14 protein-coding genes are annotated in these 17753 nt (G+C 46.8%); 3 read left to right on the forward strand and 11 right to left on the reverse strand.

Annotation, left to right across the window (positions count from 1 at the left end):
• Window positions 1–16: 16 nt before the first annotated feature.
• The 6 genes from AC58QO_RS20890 to AC58QO_RS20915 all read right to left on the reverse strand — a co-directional run bounded on the left by AC58QO_RS20890 (window position 17) and on the right by AC58QO_RS20915 (window position 7054).
• Window positions 17–832 (reverse strand): carbohydrate ABC transporter permease, encoded by an 816-nt coding sequence (locus AC58QO_RS20890; protein ID WP_497268874.1) that lies wholly within the window; start codon window positions 830–832, stop codon window positions 17–19.
• Window positions 829–1713, reverse strand: a complete 885-nt coding sequence (locus AC58QO_RS20895; protein WP_497268876.1) for a carbohydrate ABC transporter permease — start codon at window positions 1711–1713, stop codon at window positions 829–831. The genes AC58QO_RS20890 and AC58QO_RS20895 overlap by 4 nt, the downstream gene beginning before the upstream one ends.
• Before the next feature lie 14 nt (window positions 1714–1727).
• The gene (locus AC58QO_RS20900) at window positions 1728–3074 is read right to left on the reverse strand and encodes an extracellular solute-binding protein (protein ID WP_497268878.1); all 1347 of its coding nucleotides are present in this window, start codon (window positions 3072–3074) and stop codon (window positions 1728–1730) included.
• Between the two features lie 94 nt (window positions 3075–3168).
• Window positions 3169–4767, reverse strand: coding sequence for a response regulator (locus AC58QO_RS20905; protein WP_497268880.1), 1599 nt, complete (start codon window positions 4765–4767; stop codon window positions 3169–3171).
• Entirely contained in the window at window positions 4764–6578 is a 1815-nt protein-coding gene (locus AC58QO_RS20910; RefSeq protein WP_497268881.1) for a sensor histidine kinase, read from the reverse strand. Before AC58QO_RS20910 ends, AC58QO_RS20905 begins: the two co-directional genes overlap by 4 nt.
• Window positions 6579–6610: 32 nt before the next feature.
• Window positions 6611–7054: an OsmC family protein gene (locus AC58QO_RS20915; protein WP_497268883.1), complete on the reverse strand. Its 444-nt coding sequence runs from the start codon at window positions 7052–7054 to the stop codon at window positions 6611–6613.
• Between the two features lie 683 nt (window positions 7055–7737).
• On the opposite strand from AC58QO_RS20915, the gene AC58QO_RS20920 reads away from it, so the two are divergent.
• Together AC58QO_RS20920 and AC58QO_RS20925 are read left to right on the forward strand one after the other, a co-directional pair.
• The gene (locus AC58QO_RS20920) at window positions 7738–8418 is read left to right on the forward strand and encodes an endonuclease domain-containing protein (RefSeq protein WP_497268885.1); all 681 of its coding nucleotides are present in this window, start codon (window positions 7738–7740) and stop codon (window positions 8416–8418) included.
• A gap of 8 nt (window positions 8419–8426) precedes the next feature.
• Window positions 8427–8600, forward strand: a complete 174-nt coding sequence (locus AC58QO_RS20925; protein ID WP_497268887.1) for a hypothetical protein — start codon at window positions 8427–8429, stop codon at window positions 8598–8600.
• 265 nt (window positions 8601–8865) lie between these two features.
• Here the strand turns inward: AC58QO_RS20925 and AC58QO_RS20930 are convergent, their stop codons facing one another.
• A complete protein-coding gene (locus tag AC58QO_RS20930) occupies window positions 8866–10632 on the reverse strand; it encodes a methyl-accepting chemotaxis protein (RefSeq protein ID WP_497268889.1) in 1767 nt (588 codons plus the stop codon).
• Between the two features lie 208 nt (window positions 10633–10840).
• Here AC58QO_RS20930 and AC58QO_RS20935 point away from each other — a divergent pair, with 208 nt between their 5' ends.
• Window positions 10841–11773 (forward strand): diacylglycerol/lipid kinase family protein, encoded by a 933-nt coding sequence (locus AC58QO_RS20935; RefSeq protein WP_497268891.1) that lies wholly within the window; start codon window positions 10841–10843, stop codon window positions 11771–11773.
• On the opposite strand, the gene AC58QO_RS20940 is transcribed toward AC58QO_RS20935, so the two are convergent.
• The 4 genes from AC58QO_RS20940 to AC58QO_RS20955 form a co-directional block, all read right to left on the reverse strand.
• On the reverse strand, window positions 11770–13968 hold the full coding sequence (locus tag AC58QO_RS20940; RefSeq protein ID WP_497268893.1) for an AMP-binding protein: 2199 nt from the start codon (window positions 13966–13968) through the stop codon (window positions 11770–11772). The genes AC58QO_RS20935 and AC58QO_RS20940 overlap by 4 nt on opposite strands.
• A 108-nt stretch (window positions 13969–14076) precedes the next feature.
• The gene (locus AC58QO_RS20945) at window positions 14077–14808 is read right to left on the reverse strand and encodes a glycerophosphodiester phosphodiesterase (RefSeq protein ID WP_497268894.1); all 732 of its coding nucleotides are present in this window, start codon (window positions 14806–14808) and stop codon (window positions 14077–14079) included.
• A 158-nt stretch (window positions 14809–14966) separates the two neighbouring features.
• Entirely contained in the window at window positions 14967–16382 is a 1416-nt protein-coding gene (gene lpdA, locus AC58QO_RS20950; RefSeq protein WP_497268896.1) for a dihydrolipoyl dehydrogenase, read from the reverse strand.
• Window positions 16383–16386: 4 nt separating this feature from the next.
• Window positions 16387–17724: a dihydrolipoamide acetyltransferase family protein gene (locus tag AC58QO_RS20955; RefSeq protein ID WP_497268898.1), complete on the reverse strand. Its 1338-nt coding sequence runs from the start codon at window positions 17722–17724 to the stop codon at window positions 16387–16389.
• Window positions 17725–17753: the final 29 nt, after the last annotated feature.

A 17753-nucleotide genomic window follows, 5' to 3' on the forward strand; every position in this document is an offset into this window, starting at 1 on the left:
CTCCTTAATCAAGTGGTTATGCTTTTATTTTATCCATGATGCCTTTTTGCAGGATAAGATACATCACTACAACGGGAATCATACCGATCATGATCGCCGCGCATAGGGAACCATAGTTCATATTCAATTGGTCGTAGAAGGCTACCATACTCACAGGAAGCGTCCGCAGCTTCTCTTTGGTCAAAAATAAATTCGCCATGATGAATTCATTCCAGCTCGTCAGAAAGTTCAGCATAAATACGGTGAACAGAGACGGCACGGAAATCGGGACAACCACACGCCACAGCAGCCCATAAATGGAGAGCCCATCCATAATACCCGCTTCTTCCAGCTCGTTCGGAATCGACGCAAAGAAGCTGTTGACCATGAATACCGTCCACGGCAACCCCAATGTTATGTAGGGAAGGATTAACGCTAGGGATGTGTTGTACAGATGCAAGCTCCTAAGGAGCATATACAAGGGGACTAGCAAGGACGCGGCAGGTACTAACAGAGCAAGGAGTAGTATTCTTTTCAGCACCAAGCTTAGCTTCGGAAAAGACATTCTAGTTAACGCATAAGCGGTTGCCGTGCCTAAAGCCAGAGAGACGCTAGCTGAAACCGTCGAATTGATCACACTATTCATAAAATAGTGACCTACATGAGCACCCGTCCATGCGTTCCAGTAGTTCGATAAGGATAACTCTGAAGGAAAGGACCATGGCGCAGTAATGATTTCTTTATTTGTTTTGAAGGACGAATTTAGCGTCCAGCCCAGCGGGAATAATATCAATCCAATGTAGATGATTAGTACCGCATGCGGGAAAACACGACGTAAGAGGCTCCATCTCATAATCGCACCTCATCCGCTTTTCTTGTTACCCAGCCAAACAAGGACGTTAACATGGCGGTAAAGAGTAGGATTAACACAGCAATGCCATTTGCATAGCCATACTCACCAATCCGATAAGCTTTTTTTATCATATAGGATGCCATAACTTCCGTAATTCCATAAGGATTTCCACCCGTCATGACAACAACAATATCCATAGCTTTCATGCCGCCAGTAATGGATAAGAGCATCATCACGATAATGACGGGTTTCAGTAGCGGAAGGATGATGGACCAAGCCTGTCTAATGCCGCCTGCACCATCTAGTTGAGCGGCTTCCACCAAATGTTTAGGTATTTGATAAATGGCGGAAACGACGAGTACGACGTAGAAGCCCATCCATTGCCAAGCATTGGTGATCAAAATGGCGAGCATCGCCGTCGCGCCGTCTGCCAGCCAAGCATGCTGCCAACTGGATAAGCCGACAGCTTCTAAAACTTGGTTCAGCAACCCAGCCTGCGGATGGTAAATGAACTCCCAGAGCACGCCTACGACCGCTGTAGAGAGAATCGTGGGCAGGAAAATCAGGGTTTTATAAAACCCGATCCAACGCTTTATTTTACTCACCAACAGCGCTATGGCTAGAATAATTGGGATCTGGATACCGATTGAGAAACCAATGAAATACAAATTATTTCGTACAGCTATCCAAAAATAAGGATCTTGAAAGGCTGTTATGAAATTGTCCAGTCCATTGAACCTTGCCGGGGTGATGCCGTTCCACTCTGTGAATCCATAGCGAAGCGACATCAGCATCGGGTAGATAAAAAATATCGCGAATATAAGCAGCGTCGGCAAAGTAAACAGCGTGTACGCCCATGCATGTCTTCCCATTTTGTTCATATGTCATCCTACTACTATTTGGTATGGGTTTCTTCTTTATTCGAAGCCTCCTGCTGCTTCTGTAACTCAATCATAAGCGAGGCTGGGTCTGTTCTCCCGCCAAGCAGCTCCTGCATACCTCGTTCAAGTTTCTCTCTGACCTTTGTTTGAATACGGGAATCGAAAGCTGGGAAAGTTCCTTTACTATTCGAAAACACATTCAAAATTTCGGTAATCAGTGGATTCACTTGACTCGTATCCTTCAGCTTCATCGCCGGAGGCATGCCTTCTTCAACGAGTTGTCTTTTTTGCATCGATTCATTGTACATTTGTTTAATAAATTCCTTGATCGCTGCCAACTGATCTGGCGTGACTTTTTGAGAAAAGCCATAGGCATTTGACCAGCCGCCGTTGATATAGCCATCTCCAGGACCACCCATGGTCGGGAAGTTCATGAAACCGACATCTCGGGCAATCACTGATTTCTCCGGATCGAGCAGCGGTGTATTCGCCCAGCTGCCATCAAACATGAAGGCTGCGCCTCCGCTGCTGAATGTATTTTGCTGCTCCGCATAAGCAAGCGCTAGACTGCCATCTTGGAAATAGTCCTTCTGAATGAGCGATTGATACTGTTCAAAAGCTTTCAATACCTCTGGGTCTGTCCAATGCTTACTCCCATTCAAGAATCCCTCGATCGAATCCGTACCTGCTGTGCGTACCCACATGGTGTTAATCATCATATTAATAACCCAGGAATCCTTGGCCGCCATCGCAAATGGCGTAATTTTGGCCGCTTTCAGCTTAGCCGCAGCGGCTACAAGCTCGTCCCAGGTTTGGGGCAGCTTGATCCCCTGCTCAGACAAAATCTTTTTGTTATAGTACAGGCCTTCCACATAGCCAGCCATGGGAATCCCGTAAATTTTGCCATTAACAGTAAACTCTTCAAAACTATAAAACTTATCCGTTAATCCAAGCTCTTGCAGAATAGGTGTGAGGTCCAGCAGCCTGTTGGCCTTCACATAATCCTTCGTATCCGTGCCTCCGAACAGATCAAATATTTCTGGCGGGTTTCCCGCTGCCATTTCTGCCCTTAGCTTTTCGAAGCGATTTACCTTATCCTCAACACCATCTAACGTAATCGTCAAGCCAGGCACCTTAGCTTCGGTAGCCTTCACAACGTCTTGCAGCATCGCTAGCCGTTTCTTCTGAGTATCTTTAACCTGTGTATGACGGATAGTCAGCAGAATCGGACCATTCTGAGCTCCTTTACCGCTGGCCGCATCACTCTGTGCATCGGATTTGTCCGACAATAGGCTGCATCCCGACAGCATCACGGTGAGAGCCAAGCCCCACGCCCCACTCATCAGTGTTCGTTTTCTCATCCACTTGGTTCTCCTTTAAGCTTACCATTTAAGTATAATTGAACCCTTGAACCTGCTAAAGACAGATAAATTCCTTATCTAGGGGCAAATTCCTCTAGTTACCTTCCTTTCGCTTATCCCGAAACTCCGAAGGGATTTCGCCGGTAAACTTCTGAAATACTTTTGTAAAATAGCGTCGTTCCATGTAGCCGACACATCTTCCAATGTCCGTAATGCTCTTGTCACTGTGAAGCAACAGGGATTTCGCCTGCTCCATTCGGTGCTTCGTCACGTGTTCCACAAAGGTTTCCCCAAAATGCTGTTTAAACAACAAACTAAAATAACTAGAGCTAATCCCTAGGCTGCTTGCAATATCCTCGATGCCAAAATCGGTCGAATAATTCAATCGGATATACTCTTTGGCTGAGGCCATAAGTAACTCACTATTCTTCTTCTTATTCGTACCTTCCAGCCCGATCGATACAAGTTGTACCATGACTTGCAGCAAATGCGGGATGCTCTCGCTTTTATCCAGCTCACGCCATATCTGTTCCTCTTCCTGACTATCGAGAGCATTCATCTCACGCAGCTCACGGAGTACATGAAGGATTAAATAGTGCAGCATCTGAAAGGCTCTAGCAAATGAGCTCTCCGACAGACCTTCCAGCAATAATTTCAGGCGATCAAGTGCATCCTCGGTTTTGAGACGGTTCAGCTGCTTAAGCCCCGTTACAATTTCCTCGACCATGAACCAAAGCGAGCTATTCGCATCCGCCGACTCTTTGCTCTCTTTGTAGGGAAACACGCATTGCTGCTTGTCTAAATTCAACTGCATGAATCGCTGCAGCTTTCTGTAGGTATCCGCCAGCCGTTGCAAGCCTATCGCCTCAGGGAAGTAGCCTATGCTGATGCCAAGCTTCACAGACTGCATAACGTTCTGTTGCAGCTTAGCTGATAAGTCACTCCAGGTCGTTTCGAATGAATCGTGAGCTGACTCCTCCCACGCGATAAGCAGAGCCCATTCGCCTTCGCGCATCTGAAGAACGGTGAACTGCGACTTCTCATCCGCCAAGGAATCTTGCAGGACATTACGCACAGCGAAGTTCCATAGCTTACGTTCCTGCTCCGACCACGGCAGTGATTTCTGGGAGTAATTATCCACGTCAATAATGGCAAATACATAGCGCAGCGTCTCCAAATCCCCTTGATCAATGGGAAGCTGCGTATTCGCAGTGATATCTGTATAGTCCAACATTATATCCTGCAAAATCTTCTCATAAGCCAAGCTTCTGATTTTTCCCCACTTCAGGAGTTCCTCCTGCTGCATCTGTTTTTTGGCTCGAATTTCGACGGCCAGCTTACGGATCGAGTTCTCAAGCTCTTCGTAATTGATCGGCTTCAAGATATAATCGCTAACTCCCACTCTTAGAAGCGAACGCACATATTCAAAATCCTGATACCCCGTCACCATCAGCACCGTGCAGTCCACATTCATTTCCCGAAGCTTATGGATGAACGTAATTCCGTCCATTTGCGGCATCCGAATATCACTCATCACGATGTCTGGGATATGCTGAGCGCAGAGATCCAAGGCTTCAAGCCCATTTTTAGCTTTGCCTACAATATCGATTTCAAGTTCTTCCCACGGAATGACCGCCTGCAGATTTCGTAAAATATTAGGCTCATCATCCGCCAATATAGCCTTCAATCTCATTGGTTATCCCTCTTCCTCTTCGGAATTACAACCTTCATCGTCGTACCTTGGCCTTCTTGCGAACAAATGAACATGCCATAATGCTCCCCATATTGAATCCGGACCCGATCGGCCACATTACTTACGCCAAGCCCTCTCCGCTCTTCATTCGATTCCAGAATGACATGAAAAGGGGTCTCCAGCTCTGTTTTATAATGAAACTTCGCTAGCTTCTCGTTATTAATCCCAACACCGTTATCTGTCACATACAGCCCAATGCGGTCTCCTTCATCCACAACTTTAACTGAAATCAAGCCCATATAATCAATAGGTTCAAAGCCATGCTGTAAGCTATTCTCGACCAAAGGCTGGAGCGTCAGCTTCAAAATATTCTCATGCAGCAGCTCGTCAGGCGCTTCGATTGTGTATTGGAACTGATCCTCAAAGCGAAACTCCTGGATTTCCAAATAGCTGCGCAGATGCTCAAGCTCCTGCTTCAGTGTAATCTCTTCCCGATTCTCCATCCCGATCCGCAGCAAATTCCCTAGACGAATAACCATCTGACTAACTTTCTTCCCTTGGTTTTGGATGGCTAGCACATTGATCGACTCGAGTGTATTAAAAAGAAAATGAGGCTTAATCTGCGCTTGCAGCAGCATGAGTTCGGCTTTGTTTTTGCGGTCTTGCTGAAGCTTCACCTCTTCGAGAAGATCCTCGACCCGCACAACCAAGCTGTTGAAGCCTCTCGCTAATGCTGTCGTCTCATCCTTCCCGCTCTCTTCCATGCGTGTCGTTAGATCTCCCCGCTCCACTTTTTTCATCGAATTCAGCATGCGAAGAATCAACTGAATAATACGTCTTACGAAGACGAGGTTATACACGAGTGCAAAGAACAAACAAATAAACGTAATTCCCGCTACGAGCTTCATAATTGTCTCAATTTCCCCAGCGACATACTTCCACGAGGTGACGGATACGACACTCCAATCCTGAACACCCATCTGATTAATATTTAAATGATACAGGGAAATGAGGCTTTTTTCGCTTTGAAAATTAGCTTGGAAGCTGTAATTGTTGAGTCCTAAATCCAACTTCCCTTGTGTTAATTGCAGGACATTGGCCCCTTCTAGGCTTTGTTTATTATCGTAAAAAATAAGTCCGTTTTTGTTAATCAGCAGATAGCGTTTGGAGCTTTGCTCATTCATATTGAACGATTTGAAAATTTGATCCAGCTCATTGAATTTAAATTTCAACAGCATATAGCCCAGATTATCCATCGTCCAAAAATCCTTGACCATTCTCGCTTGGTAGAATTCACCGCGGCCTGATCCGAACTCCTTGAATTCCGAGGGTCCAATCCAAAGTGGACTGCCGTTCAGCTCCTGAATATGTTTGAAGGCCATGCTTTGTTGAATCGTCGTCCATGGAATCGCGCTTCCGCTCGTTCGCCCTGCGCTGAAGGATTTGCCCCCATTGTTGTAAATGACAACAGACTGTACAGGTGAATACGTCAGGATCGAGCCGCGAAGCAGCGTATCGAACGTATTCAAATCATACGAGGAGAGCGTGTCCTTGTTCGGCTGAACCGTTTCCATCGTACGATAGATGCCTTGAATGCTATCTTTCACCATCCAGAAATCAGAGAAATAGTTCGCTTCCTTGAACATGTAATAAATATTACGTGAGATCGCTTGCAGCGTTACTTCTGTTAAATCACCATATTTCTTTTCAATAAGCTGTTGAGAGACCGTGTACACCGCAGACCCTAGAACGAATAAAGGGATGATAATGAAAAGTAAAAAACCGATAAATACTTTTTTGTTCAGATTCATCGCTGCGCTGCTCTCCTTCTAGGTAGACTTAACTATATATCTAAGATTCGTATCTCTGGCTGGGCGGTAATCGTTACATTGCCTCGCAATGCTTTGCTGATCATACAGGTTTGTTCGGCACGGAAGGCGGCTTTGCGTATTTTATCAAGCTGCGCTTCCGTCGTCTGAGGAGGTACAGAAATGAGCGGACGGTGAATGATCGCGTTTACTTTCATCGTAGGTTGGTTTTGGACGTAGATGTGGGAATTGAGCTCAAGTGAGGTGATACTTATCCGCTGGAGTAATGTTCCTAACGTGATGATATAGCAGGTTGCCGCGGCACCTAGCAGCATTTCTTCTGGATTCGATCCGATGCCTGGTCCGTCAAATTCACTTGGTACGGAAATAGGCGTTGTAAGGCTTCCCGCCTGTAACTGTCCGGTTCCATCCAGACCGCCTGTCCATGTTGCCTTGAGCATAAAGGCTTGTTCGACCATTGGTTCTACGCCTCTTTTCACTAACAATATTAAGAAAGACCCAAGCTATCATATCTATCATTAACAAACCATCGGTTGATTTGATTTTATTGTAAAGGAACAGGGCAGAATTCACCAGCAATTTGACGCTTTCTATCAGAAAACTGCAACACGAGTATATCCGACTTACAAAACGACAACATAAAAAATCGTTCCCGCACCTCATCAGCACGAAAACGATTCATCTAACATCAATTGATCTCTATGAAATTGCGTAATTCATGTGTTGGAATCAAAACAATGAAAGCCCTACCTCTCTTTCATCCTTGCGGCTCCAATGACCGCGCCAGTGCGAATTGCGTTACAAACACCTTACTGCCGAAACACTTACGTTGCCTCGGGTTTACCATAAATGAGCTGATGGACTGCGCATTGGGAGAAAAACAAACAAGGAGAGGGGTTACTTTCTTCTCGCTAATCGTTCGTGTGGGGTAAATGAGGCTAAATATGAAGTGTTTATATGTTTTCATTTCAATCAACTTTAATATTATATAACAATAGTACATGCGTGTCAATACGCTGGTGATATACGGTGTGTGTGCTATTATATAGGAATAGTTGGTCGTAGAGCATACGCCGCTTTTCTAATTTCAGCCAGGGCTGATATAGAGAAGCGGCTTTATTTATTTCAGGGAGGAATCCAATTGAAAATAGAATTTGAACTTGCACATGAAGGATTTATCGCTTACCACGCATCCACTCGAAAAGGTGACACCCTTCGCAGGCTGCTGGAGGGCCACAGTTATGCCGAGAAATTATTTCTTTTGCAGGTTTGGTGGCCTGCCTTTAAAAGCTTTGTCGATCTTCATCCCGAATATGAAGTTAACGACTTTCGGGATGGCAAGCGATTCATTGACTTTGCATTTCTTAGACACACCCTCAAACTTGCCATCGAAATTGATGGATTCGTATCCCATGCCTCGCAAATAAGCCGCGCCCAATTCTCGGATCAGTTGATTCGCCAGAACCATCTCATCATCGATGGCTGGAAAATCCTCCGTTTCTCCTACGACGATATCAAAGATCGCCCCCGTATGTGCCAACAAATTCTACAACAGTTCATGGGCCGCTATCTTGGGATGAACGATGGTTCAGTCAAATCGATGAGCTACGTGGAGAAGGAAGTCTTGCGTTATGCGTTAAACTTAGAGACTACACTTACAATTCAAGATGTGTGCCAGGTATTGTCCATTAAAGAGCAGAAAGCTCGCAAACTACTCAAGGTCATGCATGAGAAAAAGCTCCTTGAAAGCGTCGGGAAAGGAACTCAGCGAATAAAATACTACCGCCCTACAGCTGAAACGTTACAACAGTTGATGGGATAACATGAGCAATGACAACTAGAGCTCAAGCCGTGGGGATTGCCAGTTGTTTTCACGCTGTAAGCGTGTTTTTCACCCTTACAGCCTGCTTGACGGCGCATTCCTCGCCGACTTCACGCTGTAAGCGTGTTTTTCACCCTTACAGCCAACTTGGCGGCACATTCCTCGCCGGCCTCACGCTGTAAGCGTGTTTTTCACCCTTACAGCCTGCTTGGCGGCGCATTCCTCGCCGGCCCCACGCTGTAAGCGTGTTTTTCACCCTTACAGCTTGCTTGACGGCGCATTCCTCGCCGGCCTCACGCTGTAAGCGTGTTTTTCACCCTTACAGCCTGCTTGACGGCGCATTCCTCGCCGACCTCACGCTGTAAGCGTGTTTTTCACCCTTACAGCCAGCTTGATGGCGCCCCTCAAAACCAAAAACCCGCAGGCACAATGCCCGCGGGTCCTCAATTACACCTTAAATTTCTGCAGCGAAATTTGCAACTCCTCCGCTAGTCCAGCTAAGGACTTCGCGGAATTCTCGATCTCCTCCGTCGTCGACATTTGCTGCTGACTCGCAGCGGATGTCTCCTGGCTGACGGAAATCCCCGTCTCCGAAACGGAGCTCACAATGCGCATCACTTGCTCGATGCGCAGGTTCGCATCCACGAGTTGGTGAATGTTCCGATTCACATCTTCCACTTTTGTATTTACCTTCTCGACAGACGTCTCGATATGTACGAACGATTCTTGTGCTTCCTCGGAAATCGTCAATCCCTCTTTCACTTTTCCTGCACCTGTATGCATGGAGCTAACGGCTTGATTGATCTGCCTTTGGATCGTCGAGACCAGATCCGTAATGTTTCGTGCCGATGTGGACGACTGTTCTGCAAGCTTACGTACTTCCCCTGCGACAACTGCAAAGCCACGTCCAGCTTCCCCAGCGCGCGCCGCTTCAATCGCTGCATTCAACGAAAGCAGGTTCGTTTGTGTCGAAATCTCGTTAATCACATTCACGATTTCACCGATTTTGTGTGCATTTTTCCCCAAAGCTTCAATGACCACGTTAACGTCGCGAACCGCTTCGGAGATCTCGGACATTTGGCCCGCGATAGATACCACGGATTGCTTCCCATTCTGCGCTGCGCGTGTTGCTTGATTCACAAGCGTGGCCACTACTTGCGCAGACTCATCAATTTGCTTCGTGCTTGTCAACATAAGACTAACAGCCTCATTGGCTTGCGTCACACCAGCAAATTGTTTATCGAAATCTTCCGATAGCTGCTGGCTTGAAGTCGCAACCTGTTTCGCTGCCAAAGAGCTTTGCTCCGAGCTTGCAAGAAGCTCTTCTGAGCTTGCCGAAAGGGTTAGCGCGTTATCTGAGATTTGCATAACTAAGCTGCGCAAGCTCCCTGTCATGACATTGAAGGAATTGGTTAATTTACCCACCTCATCGTCAAACGGGTAATCCCCTTTAACAGCTAGATTACCTCCGGCTGCTTTTTCCATGTTTTCTTGAAGTCTGCGAATCGGCGTGGAGATGATCATGTCTAGCGCCAATGCACCTATAGTCATCACAACAATGGCGATAATAATCGTCAGAATAATGACCCCATGTGAAATCTTGGAATCAGCCGTACTCGATTTCTGGAATTGTTCCGCCGCGGATTCCTTGAGCCCAACAAGCTTATCCAATGCTTCTACCGTTTTATCACCTTGTGGGGATACCTCATTGTTGTATACCTGATAAGCAACTTGATTATTTTGCGTCGCCTGTTCAATGGTTTTAACAACGACTTCACGATATTTCAGATTCAGCTCCTCGAAGCTTTTGAAGGCTCCAGCCTCTTCCGCATTCAGCGCGATTCCTGCTATTTTCGTAACCAAATCTTTATTGGTACCCGAGTTCTCATCTAACTTAGCTTTGAGCTTAGCCTTATATTTCACATCAGTGGACAGCATCATTTCTAGCAAATTAGATTCGGTTTCATTGAAATTTGTTTTTAATTGATTAATCCATTTGACAGATAGCAGACTTTCCTCGTACATTCTAGTAGAATTACTAGACATCTTGTCCATATAATGATAACCAGTAATACCTACAATTAATAAGAATAAGATCGCTATCGCATTCATCAAAAGCAATTTAAAACGTAGTTTAAGATTTCGAAGGATAGACAGGTTGACGTTCAGTTTTCCCGTACTGCTCATGCTGCTAAATTTAGATGTGAATTTCAAAATGACCCATTCTCCCCCCGAGTGTAAATCAAAGCAAAAATTCTTATGTAACAAAACCTAACATAAAGATTATTTAATTTACCTATGGTTTATTTTACAAAACAGCGTCCCTTATGTAAAGACAAAATTCGTGTACAACCTGTATACAGCATTCATTTTACTTACTAAATACTTCCACTTCATCTTAAAGGATTAGGGGCAAATATCTATGGAATCCATCGGAATCATCGTGAATCCACTTTCAGGCAATGGCAGAGGAGCTAACATCTGGGGAGAAATTCAAGCGCATCTTCAGGCGAATCAAATCTCTTATCTAGCAAAGTTAACGACCCAAGCAGGTGAAGCGACGCAGCACGCAATATCCCTGATTCAGGAGCATCACGTTCAGCGGATTATCATCATTGGTGGTGATGGTACGATTCATGAGGTGGCAGGAGGCGTTTGGCAGCTTCAAAAGAAGGGCGTAACTTGCCCCATCGCGGTTATTCCTGCGGGGACAGGCAATGATTTTGCCAAAGCCTATGGCATACCCAAACATCCGTTGGAAGCCCTTCAAATCGCCTTATCTGCCCCCAGCACCGTGCAAATCGACCTGCTGCTTGCCAATCACAAACTAGTGGCTGTGAATAGCATTGGCGCAGGCTTTGACGGGATGGTCGCCAAAATTACGAACGAAGCCAGCTACAAAAAACTCTTAAACCGTCTAGGACTAGGTAAGCTATCCTATTTCATTTCTATACTTCGCGTGTTCGCAACCTATCAACCTTCCACAGCTTGGTTAGAAGTTGACGGGAGAGTTAACCAATTGCCTAACATGTGGCTGGCAGCCGTTGCAAATATCCCTTTCTACGGGGGGGCGATTCAAATTTGTCCAACAGCAAGTCCAACTGACGGCGTGGCTGATGTGGTTGTCATTCAAAGCAAAGGCCGCTTACGCCTCCTGCCTGTTCTTTTCACGGTGTATCAAGGCAAGCATACCGAGCATCCTGCTGTATCTTTTTATAAAGGGAAATCCATTTCCATTCGCACTGAGAAGTCCTTGCTTGTCCAAGCGGACGGGGAGTTCGCTGGCTCCACTCCACTGCGCATCGAACTTATTCCTGCGGCAATTTCCGTCATTCGATCAACACCTACAGCTTAAGCTGTGGGTGTTGATCCATCTCCTTCTCCAGTTCCAACCTCGTTGCCCTTCTGCAGTGCCCACTGTTTCAGCGTCACATAGTCAATTTTCCCACTCCCTAGCAGCGGGAGCTTCTCGATATACCGAAGCACAGATGGCATATAAATGGCGGGTTGCCCCTCAAGTCTCATCGACTCGCGAAGCGCTTCAAGAGGGCTCACCTTACTTGTATGAAACACGATAATTCGCTCACCCTTTCGCCGATCTGGCACATGTACCGCAGCGCATACCGCAGGTGCCGCCAAGCTCCTTGATACGAGCTCTTCGACCATGAGAAGCGATACCTTTTCCCCGCCTATTTTGGCAAAAGACTGTAAACGAGCTTGAATGAACAGGTACCCTTGATCATCCAAGGTAACAATATCTCCTGTGCTATACCACTCATCGGCTGGTACGAAGCCCTTACTGTGAATCAAATACCCCTTCATGACATTCGGACCTCTGACGCGCAAATGTCCTCCCGTCGCAATTCCTTCCACCTCTTCAACAATGGCTTCAATCCCAGGGAGCAATTTGCCGACAGAGCCTTTTTTTGCATTCATTGGCGTGTTCAGAGAAATAACAGGCGTCGTCTCGGTCGTACCATAGCCCTCCAGAATTCGAATCCCGAATTTATCCAGCCAGGTTTGACGGACCTCCTCTTTCAGCCTTTCGGCACCCGCTACCACATATCGCAACGAATGGGCAAAATCATAGGGATGCGCCGTTCTCGCATAAGCGCCAAGAAACGTTGATGTACCGAATAAAATCGTAATATTCCGGTCATACACAAGCTCTGGAATAACCTTGTAATGCAAGGGATTGGGATATAAAACCAGCTTCATCCCCGTAAGAATCGGAAGCATCGTCCCCGCCGTCAAACCAAACGAATGAAACATTGGCATACTACCTAGGACAATATCCGAACTATTAAAAGCGATGACAAGCTTCGCCTGCTGAATATTCGCGTAGATATTACGGTGCGTCAGAACGACACCCTTTGGTTTACTTTCACTTCCTGAAGTGTAGAGCACAACCTCATTCCGACCAGCAGCCACTGGACCTTTCTTCCGCAGCAAAAAATGAAACACACCAGCCAACTTCTCTTGTAACGTTAGCGCTTCCTTAACATCCTCGAGATAAATGATGGCGAATGAACTGCTAGCTCCTTGGATAAAATCCGCAAGCCCTGCCTTCTCGATAAACACCTTGGACGTCAGCACCTTCTTTACTTCAGCAGTTTCACATGCGTCCAACATTGCCTGTCGCCCGGCTGAGTAATTCAGTATCGCTGGTGTGATGCCTAATCGATACAGTCCAAATAACGTCACCACATGTCCCGCGGCATTGGGTAATAGAAGGGCTACCCGCTTTTGCCCTGCTAGAAGCTTCCCCAACCTCACTGCCAGTGTGTAGCTTGCCAATTGCAGCTTCCGATACGTCAATGCGGAATTACTCACGACATCTTCAACGATGACCGTGGTTTGGCCGTGTCTTCGAGCAGCCGTCAGCAGCTCGTTGAATAAGTTGATCTCAGGCTGGAGCCGGCTTTCGAGCAAATGAAGCAACAACCTGTTGCGAATAGCTTCCGTCGACTGCACCTTTTGAACTTTATTGGTCAGCCGCTCATCCCCTGCTGGTACATAAAAGGCATTGCCAAACGCGATATGCACAGGAGGAAACCATCGTTGCTTTATTTTTCCTCGCAAATAGGAAAGCTTCGAATACTCTAGGCCTTGGATGGCGATCGGCACGATTCGAGCCTGAGCTCGCATCGCAAGGTACCCGATGCCTCCATATATTTTCATCATACCGCCTGTCGTCGTGATGCGCCCTTCTGGGAAAATAACAAGCGGTGTTCCACTTTGTATCGTTTTCAACATTTTGCGAACGGCATATGGATTCCCTGTATCCACCGTGATATGCGCCCTGAATAGGAGCACCCACGCGAATCGCTTCGCGATGTTCGTATTGACAACAAATGCCGCATCTTGAGGCAAAATCAAAGCAAGCAGCACCGCATCCAACAGCGATACGTGATTCGGGATAAGTACCGTTTTTCCCGCCAATACGAGATTCTCCATGCCTGTCACTTTCACTTTAAAGGCGAACAACACAAACAGACGCAAGCACGGAAGTAAAAGCCTTACTAGCGTAACGAACATCCATTTAAACATGGGAATTCCCCCTAATCGTATCTCTTAAGCGCCTGTCAATAGTTCATTGTATGCACGTAAACAAAATAAGACCTCAGCACATATAGGCCGAGGTCTAATAATTATGAACTAAGTATTTAAATAGGCTTTCAGCCTGCCAGGGTAATTCGTAATAATGCCGGATACGCCAGCTTCAACCATCCTTTTGTAATCGGATAACGCATTAACCGTATAGGGATAAACAGCAAGACCAGCGGCCTTTGCCAATTCAACATCCTCTTTTGCAATGAGGCGATAATAGGGATGCAAGGAGTAGATATCTACGCCCACTTGCTTCGCATACGCTGCATGATTATTTAAATTCGCTTCATACAGCAAGCCTACTTTCAGTTTAGGTTCTGCCTTTTTTAACCGCTGAATGACTCTATGGTCAAAAGAAGAAACAACCACGTCATCGTACCGCTTGGCAGCACGCAAATACGTCAGTAACTCCCTTTCCATCCGTCCCTCATAGGCATGTTTCACTTCCACATTGATGAGTGTACCACGTGGCACTAAATCAAATACCTCGCTTAGCAGCGGTACGCGTTCTCCAATGAACTTCCCAGAAAACCTAGCTCCCGCATCTAGTTTCTGAATATCATTCCAACTTTGATTACAAATGAATCCTGAACCATTCGTTGTACGATCTAATGTTCCATCATGACATACGACGATTTGATCATCCTTCGTGATATGTACATCCAGTTCAATCGCCTGTGCGCCTTGCTCTAAGGCCAATGCAAAAGAAGCCAACGTGTTCTCTGGCGCTTCACCCATTGCGCCGCGATGGCCGATGATAATCGGTTTCGAGGTATTCATGTTCAACGCTCCCAACGTTATGGCGTGCATGACTTGCTCTCCAAATTATATAAGCAGCCGATTCGAGGCGTCAATTAAAATAGTCCCGTAGAGTGGCTTTGCAGCCGAACTCTCGGGACTTTTATCTAAAGGCATGGAAAACCGTAAATAACTAATAATTATTTGCCAAGCTGGTGAATCGGGTGTCCAAGCGCACCTTCAGCGGCATCCATGATCATTTCTGTCAATGTTGGATGAGCATGAATCGTTAGTGCAATGTCTTCCAGATTAGCGCCCATCTCAACCGCTAGAGCAAGCTCACCGATCAAGTTAGAAGCTTCTGGTCCTACGATTTGACCACCAAGCAATTGGCCCGTTTCTTTGTCGCCGACAAGCTTCACAAAGCCTTGATTCGCGTTCAAAGAGTTCGCGCGTCCGTTAGCTGCGTAAGGGAATTTACCAATAGTAACATTGATACCTTGCGCTTTAGCTTCGGTTTCGCTTAGACCTACACCAGCAATTTCCGGATCGGAGAAGACTACAGCTGGTATAGCTTTGTAATCTACGATGCTTGCGTGCCCAGCAATCGCTTCAGCAGCCACTTTCGCTTCATAGGAAGCTTTGTGCGCCAAGGATAGACCCGGAACAACATCACCAATTGCGAAAATGTGAGGAATGCTTGTACGACCTTGTTTATCAACTTCAATTAAGCCGCGGTCTGTCATTTTCAAGTTAATCAGGTCAAGACCAAGCTCGCCATCTGTGTTCGGACGACGACCTACAGTTACAAGAACATAATCTGCAGTCACTTGTTTTTCTTCGCCTTTAACTGTAAATGTTACAGTAACATCGTTGTCGGTTTTCGTGCAGGATTGTGCTAACGCTTCTGTATGAACTTCTACGCCAACTTTCTCTAGGTTCTTAGCAACAAGCTTCGTCAATTCTTTCTCGAAGCCTGGAAGCACATAATCAGAGCCTTCCAACACAGTAACTTTTGTACCGAATTTCGCATACGTTTGACCTAGCTCGATCCCGATATATCCACCGCCGATAACGATCATGCTTTTCGGAATCTCAGGCAAGTTCAAAGCTTCTGTTGAAGAGATGATTCTTCCACCGTAAGGGAAAGCTTTCAACTCAATCGGACGAGAACCTGTTGCAATAATACAGTTCTTGAAGCGGTAACGGGGTGCTTCTGCATCATTGAACACACGTGCTTCGTGCTCGTTGATAAACATTGCTTCACCTTGGAACGTTTGGATCTTGTTGCCTTTCAACAATGCGCTTACGCCGCCAGTTTGCTTAGCAACGATGCTGTTTTTCCATGCTTGTACCTTCGCAAAGTCCACTTTCACGTTCTCTACGGAGATCCCAATGCTGTCCGCATGCTGAGCGTGCTCATACGTATGCGCTGCTGAGATCAAAGCTTTGGATGGGATACAACCACGGTTCAAACATACGCCGCCCCAAGCGTCTTTATCAACAATAAGAACGCTTTGGCCAAGTTGAGCAGCCCGAATGGCGGCTACGTAACCGCCAGGGCCTGCACCGATGACCAACAAATCTATATCTAAAGAAGCATCTCCTACAACCATGCTGTTACACCTCCAAGACGAGAAGCTCTGGATCAGCCAGAAGCTGTTTGATGTAGTTCAAGAAGCCTTGTGCTGTCGCTCCGTCTACAATACGGTGATCAAAACTCAAGGAAAGCGCCATAACTTGTGCTGCAACGATTTGGCCATTTTTCACGACAGGCTTCTCAGTGATACGGCCTGCACCTAGGATTGCAACTTCAGGGAAGTTGATAACCGGTGTGAAGAACATACCGCCAACGGAACCAATGTTTGTAATGGAGATCGTGCTGCCTTTCAACTCATTCGCCGCCAATTTGCCATCGCGTCCGCGAGTAGCCAAATCTTTGATCGAAGAAGCGATCGACCATACGTTTTTACGGTCCGCATCATGGATAACAGGAACGAGCAATCCGTTTTCTGTATCTGTTGCGATCCCGATGTTGTAGTACTTTTTGTAGACGATTTCTTGCTTCTCTTCGTCGATCATTGCGTTCATGACCGGGAATTGACGGCAAGCTGCAACCAACGCCTTCACGATGAAAGGAAGGTAAGTCAATTTCACGCCTTTTTTCTCTGCGAGAGGCTTCGTACGCTCGCGAAGAGCGACGAGTGCCGACACGTCGATCTCATCCATCAATGTCACGTGCGGAGCCGTGTACACGGATTTAACCATCGCGTTCGCGATGAGTTTGCGGATGCCTTTGAACGGAATCCGTTCTTCGACGCGATCGCCTACGACAACCTGCTGTGCTGCTGCAGGTGCCGCTGTTGTGTCAGCTGCAGCCGGTGCTGCTGCGTCTGTTGCTGGAGCTGCACTCACAGTGCCAGCTCCGCCAAAGCCTAGCACGTCCTCGCGTGTTACGCGGCCGTGCTTCCCTGTAGGCGTCACCTCTGCGAGTGTGATGCCTTTCTCTCTTGCCAGCTTGCGCACGCTAGGCGTCGCAAGTACTTCGCGGCCCGCGCCACCTGTTGGCGCGGCTACTGCTGGAACTGATGCAGCGGCTGGAGGCGCTGCTACTGCAACCGCTGCTGGTGCTGGCGCAGCAGCAGGTGGTGTTGCTACTGCCACGGCTGGTGTCGCGTGGCTGGAGCCGTGATGCATCGAAGCAGCTGGCATCTCGCCTGTGACTTCAATCGTCATCACAAGCTCACCGATTGTGCAGACTTGTCCATCTTTGACGGCTACGCTGACGATCTTACCTTCAACAGGACAAGGAACCTCAACGACAGCTTTATCATTCTGTACTTCCATAAGAATCGTTTCGTCAGTTACGGTATCACCCGCTTTAACTAACATTTTCACGATCTCGCCTTCATGTATGCCTTCACCAAGCTCTGGGAACTTGTATTCAAACAATGCCACGTGTACGACCTCCTGTTACCTTCGACTGG

This window comes from Paenibacillus sp. J31R30 (genome assembly GCF_059692115.1).

Excerpts from the sequence above, each read along its gene's own strand:
- AC58QO_RS20905 (WP_497268880.1), bottom strand. The coding sequence starts at position 4,767 with ATGAGATTGAAGGCTATATTGGCGGATGATGAGCCTAATATTTTACGA.
- lpdA (WP_497268896.1), bottom strand. The coding sequence starts at position 16,382 with ATGGTTGTAGGAGATGCTTCTTTAGATATAGATTTGTTGGTCATCGGT.
- AC58QO_RS20935 (WP_497268891.1), top strand. The coding sequence starts at position 10,841 with ATGGAATCCATCGGAATCATCGTGAATCCACTTTCAGGCAATGGCAGA.
- AC58QO_RS20890 (WP_497268874.1), bottom strand. The coding sequence starts at position 832 with ATGAGATGGAGCCTCTTACGTCGTGTTTTCCCGCATGCGGTACTAATC.
- AC58QO_RS20910 (WP_497268881.1), bottom strand. The coding sequence starts at position 6,578 with ATGAATCTGAACAAAAAAGTATTTATCGGTTTTTTACTTTTCATTATC.
- AC58QO_RS20940 (WP_497268893.1), bottom strand. The coding sequence starts at position 13,968 with ATGTTTAAATGGATGTTCGTTACGCTAGTAAGGCTTTTACTTCCGTGC.
- AC58QO_RS20925 (WP_497268887.1), top strand. The coding sequence starts at position 8,427 with ATGACAACTAGAGCTCAAGCCGTGGGGATTGCCAGTTGTTTTCACGCT.
- AC58QO_RS20895 (WP_497268876.1), bottom strand. The coding sequence starts at position 1,713 with ATGAACAAAATGGGAAGACATGCATGGGCGTACACGCTGTTTACTTTG.
- AC58QO_RS20900 (WP_497268878.1), bottom strand. The coding sequence starts at position 3,074 with ATGAGAAAACGAACACTGATGAGTGGGGCGTGGGGCTTGGCTCTCACC.
- AC58QO_RS20945 (WP_497268894.1), bottom strand. The coding sequence starts at position 14,808 with ATGAATACCTCGAAACCGATTATCATCGGCCATCGCGGCGCAATGGGT.
- AC58QO_RS20915 (WP_497268883.1), bottom strand. The coding sequence starts at position 7,054 with ATGGTCGAACAAGCCTTTATGCTCAAGGCAACATGGACAGGCGGTCTG.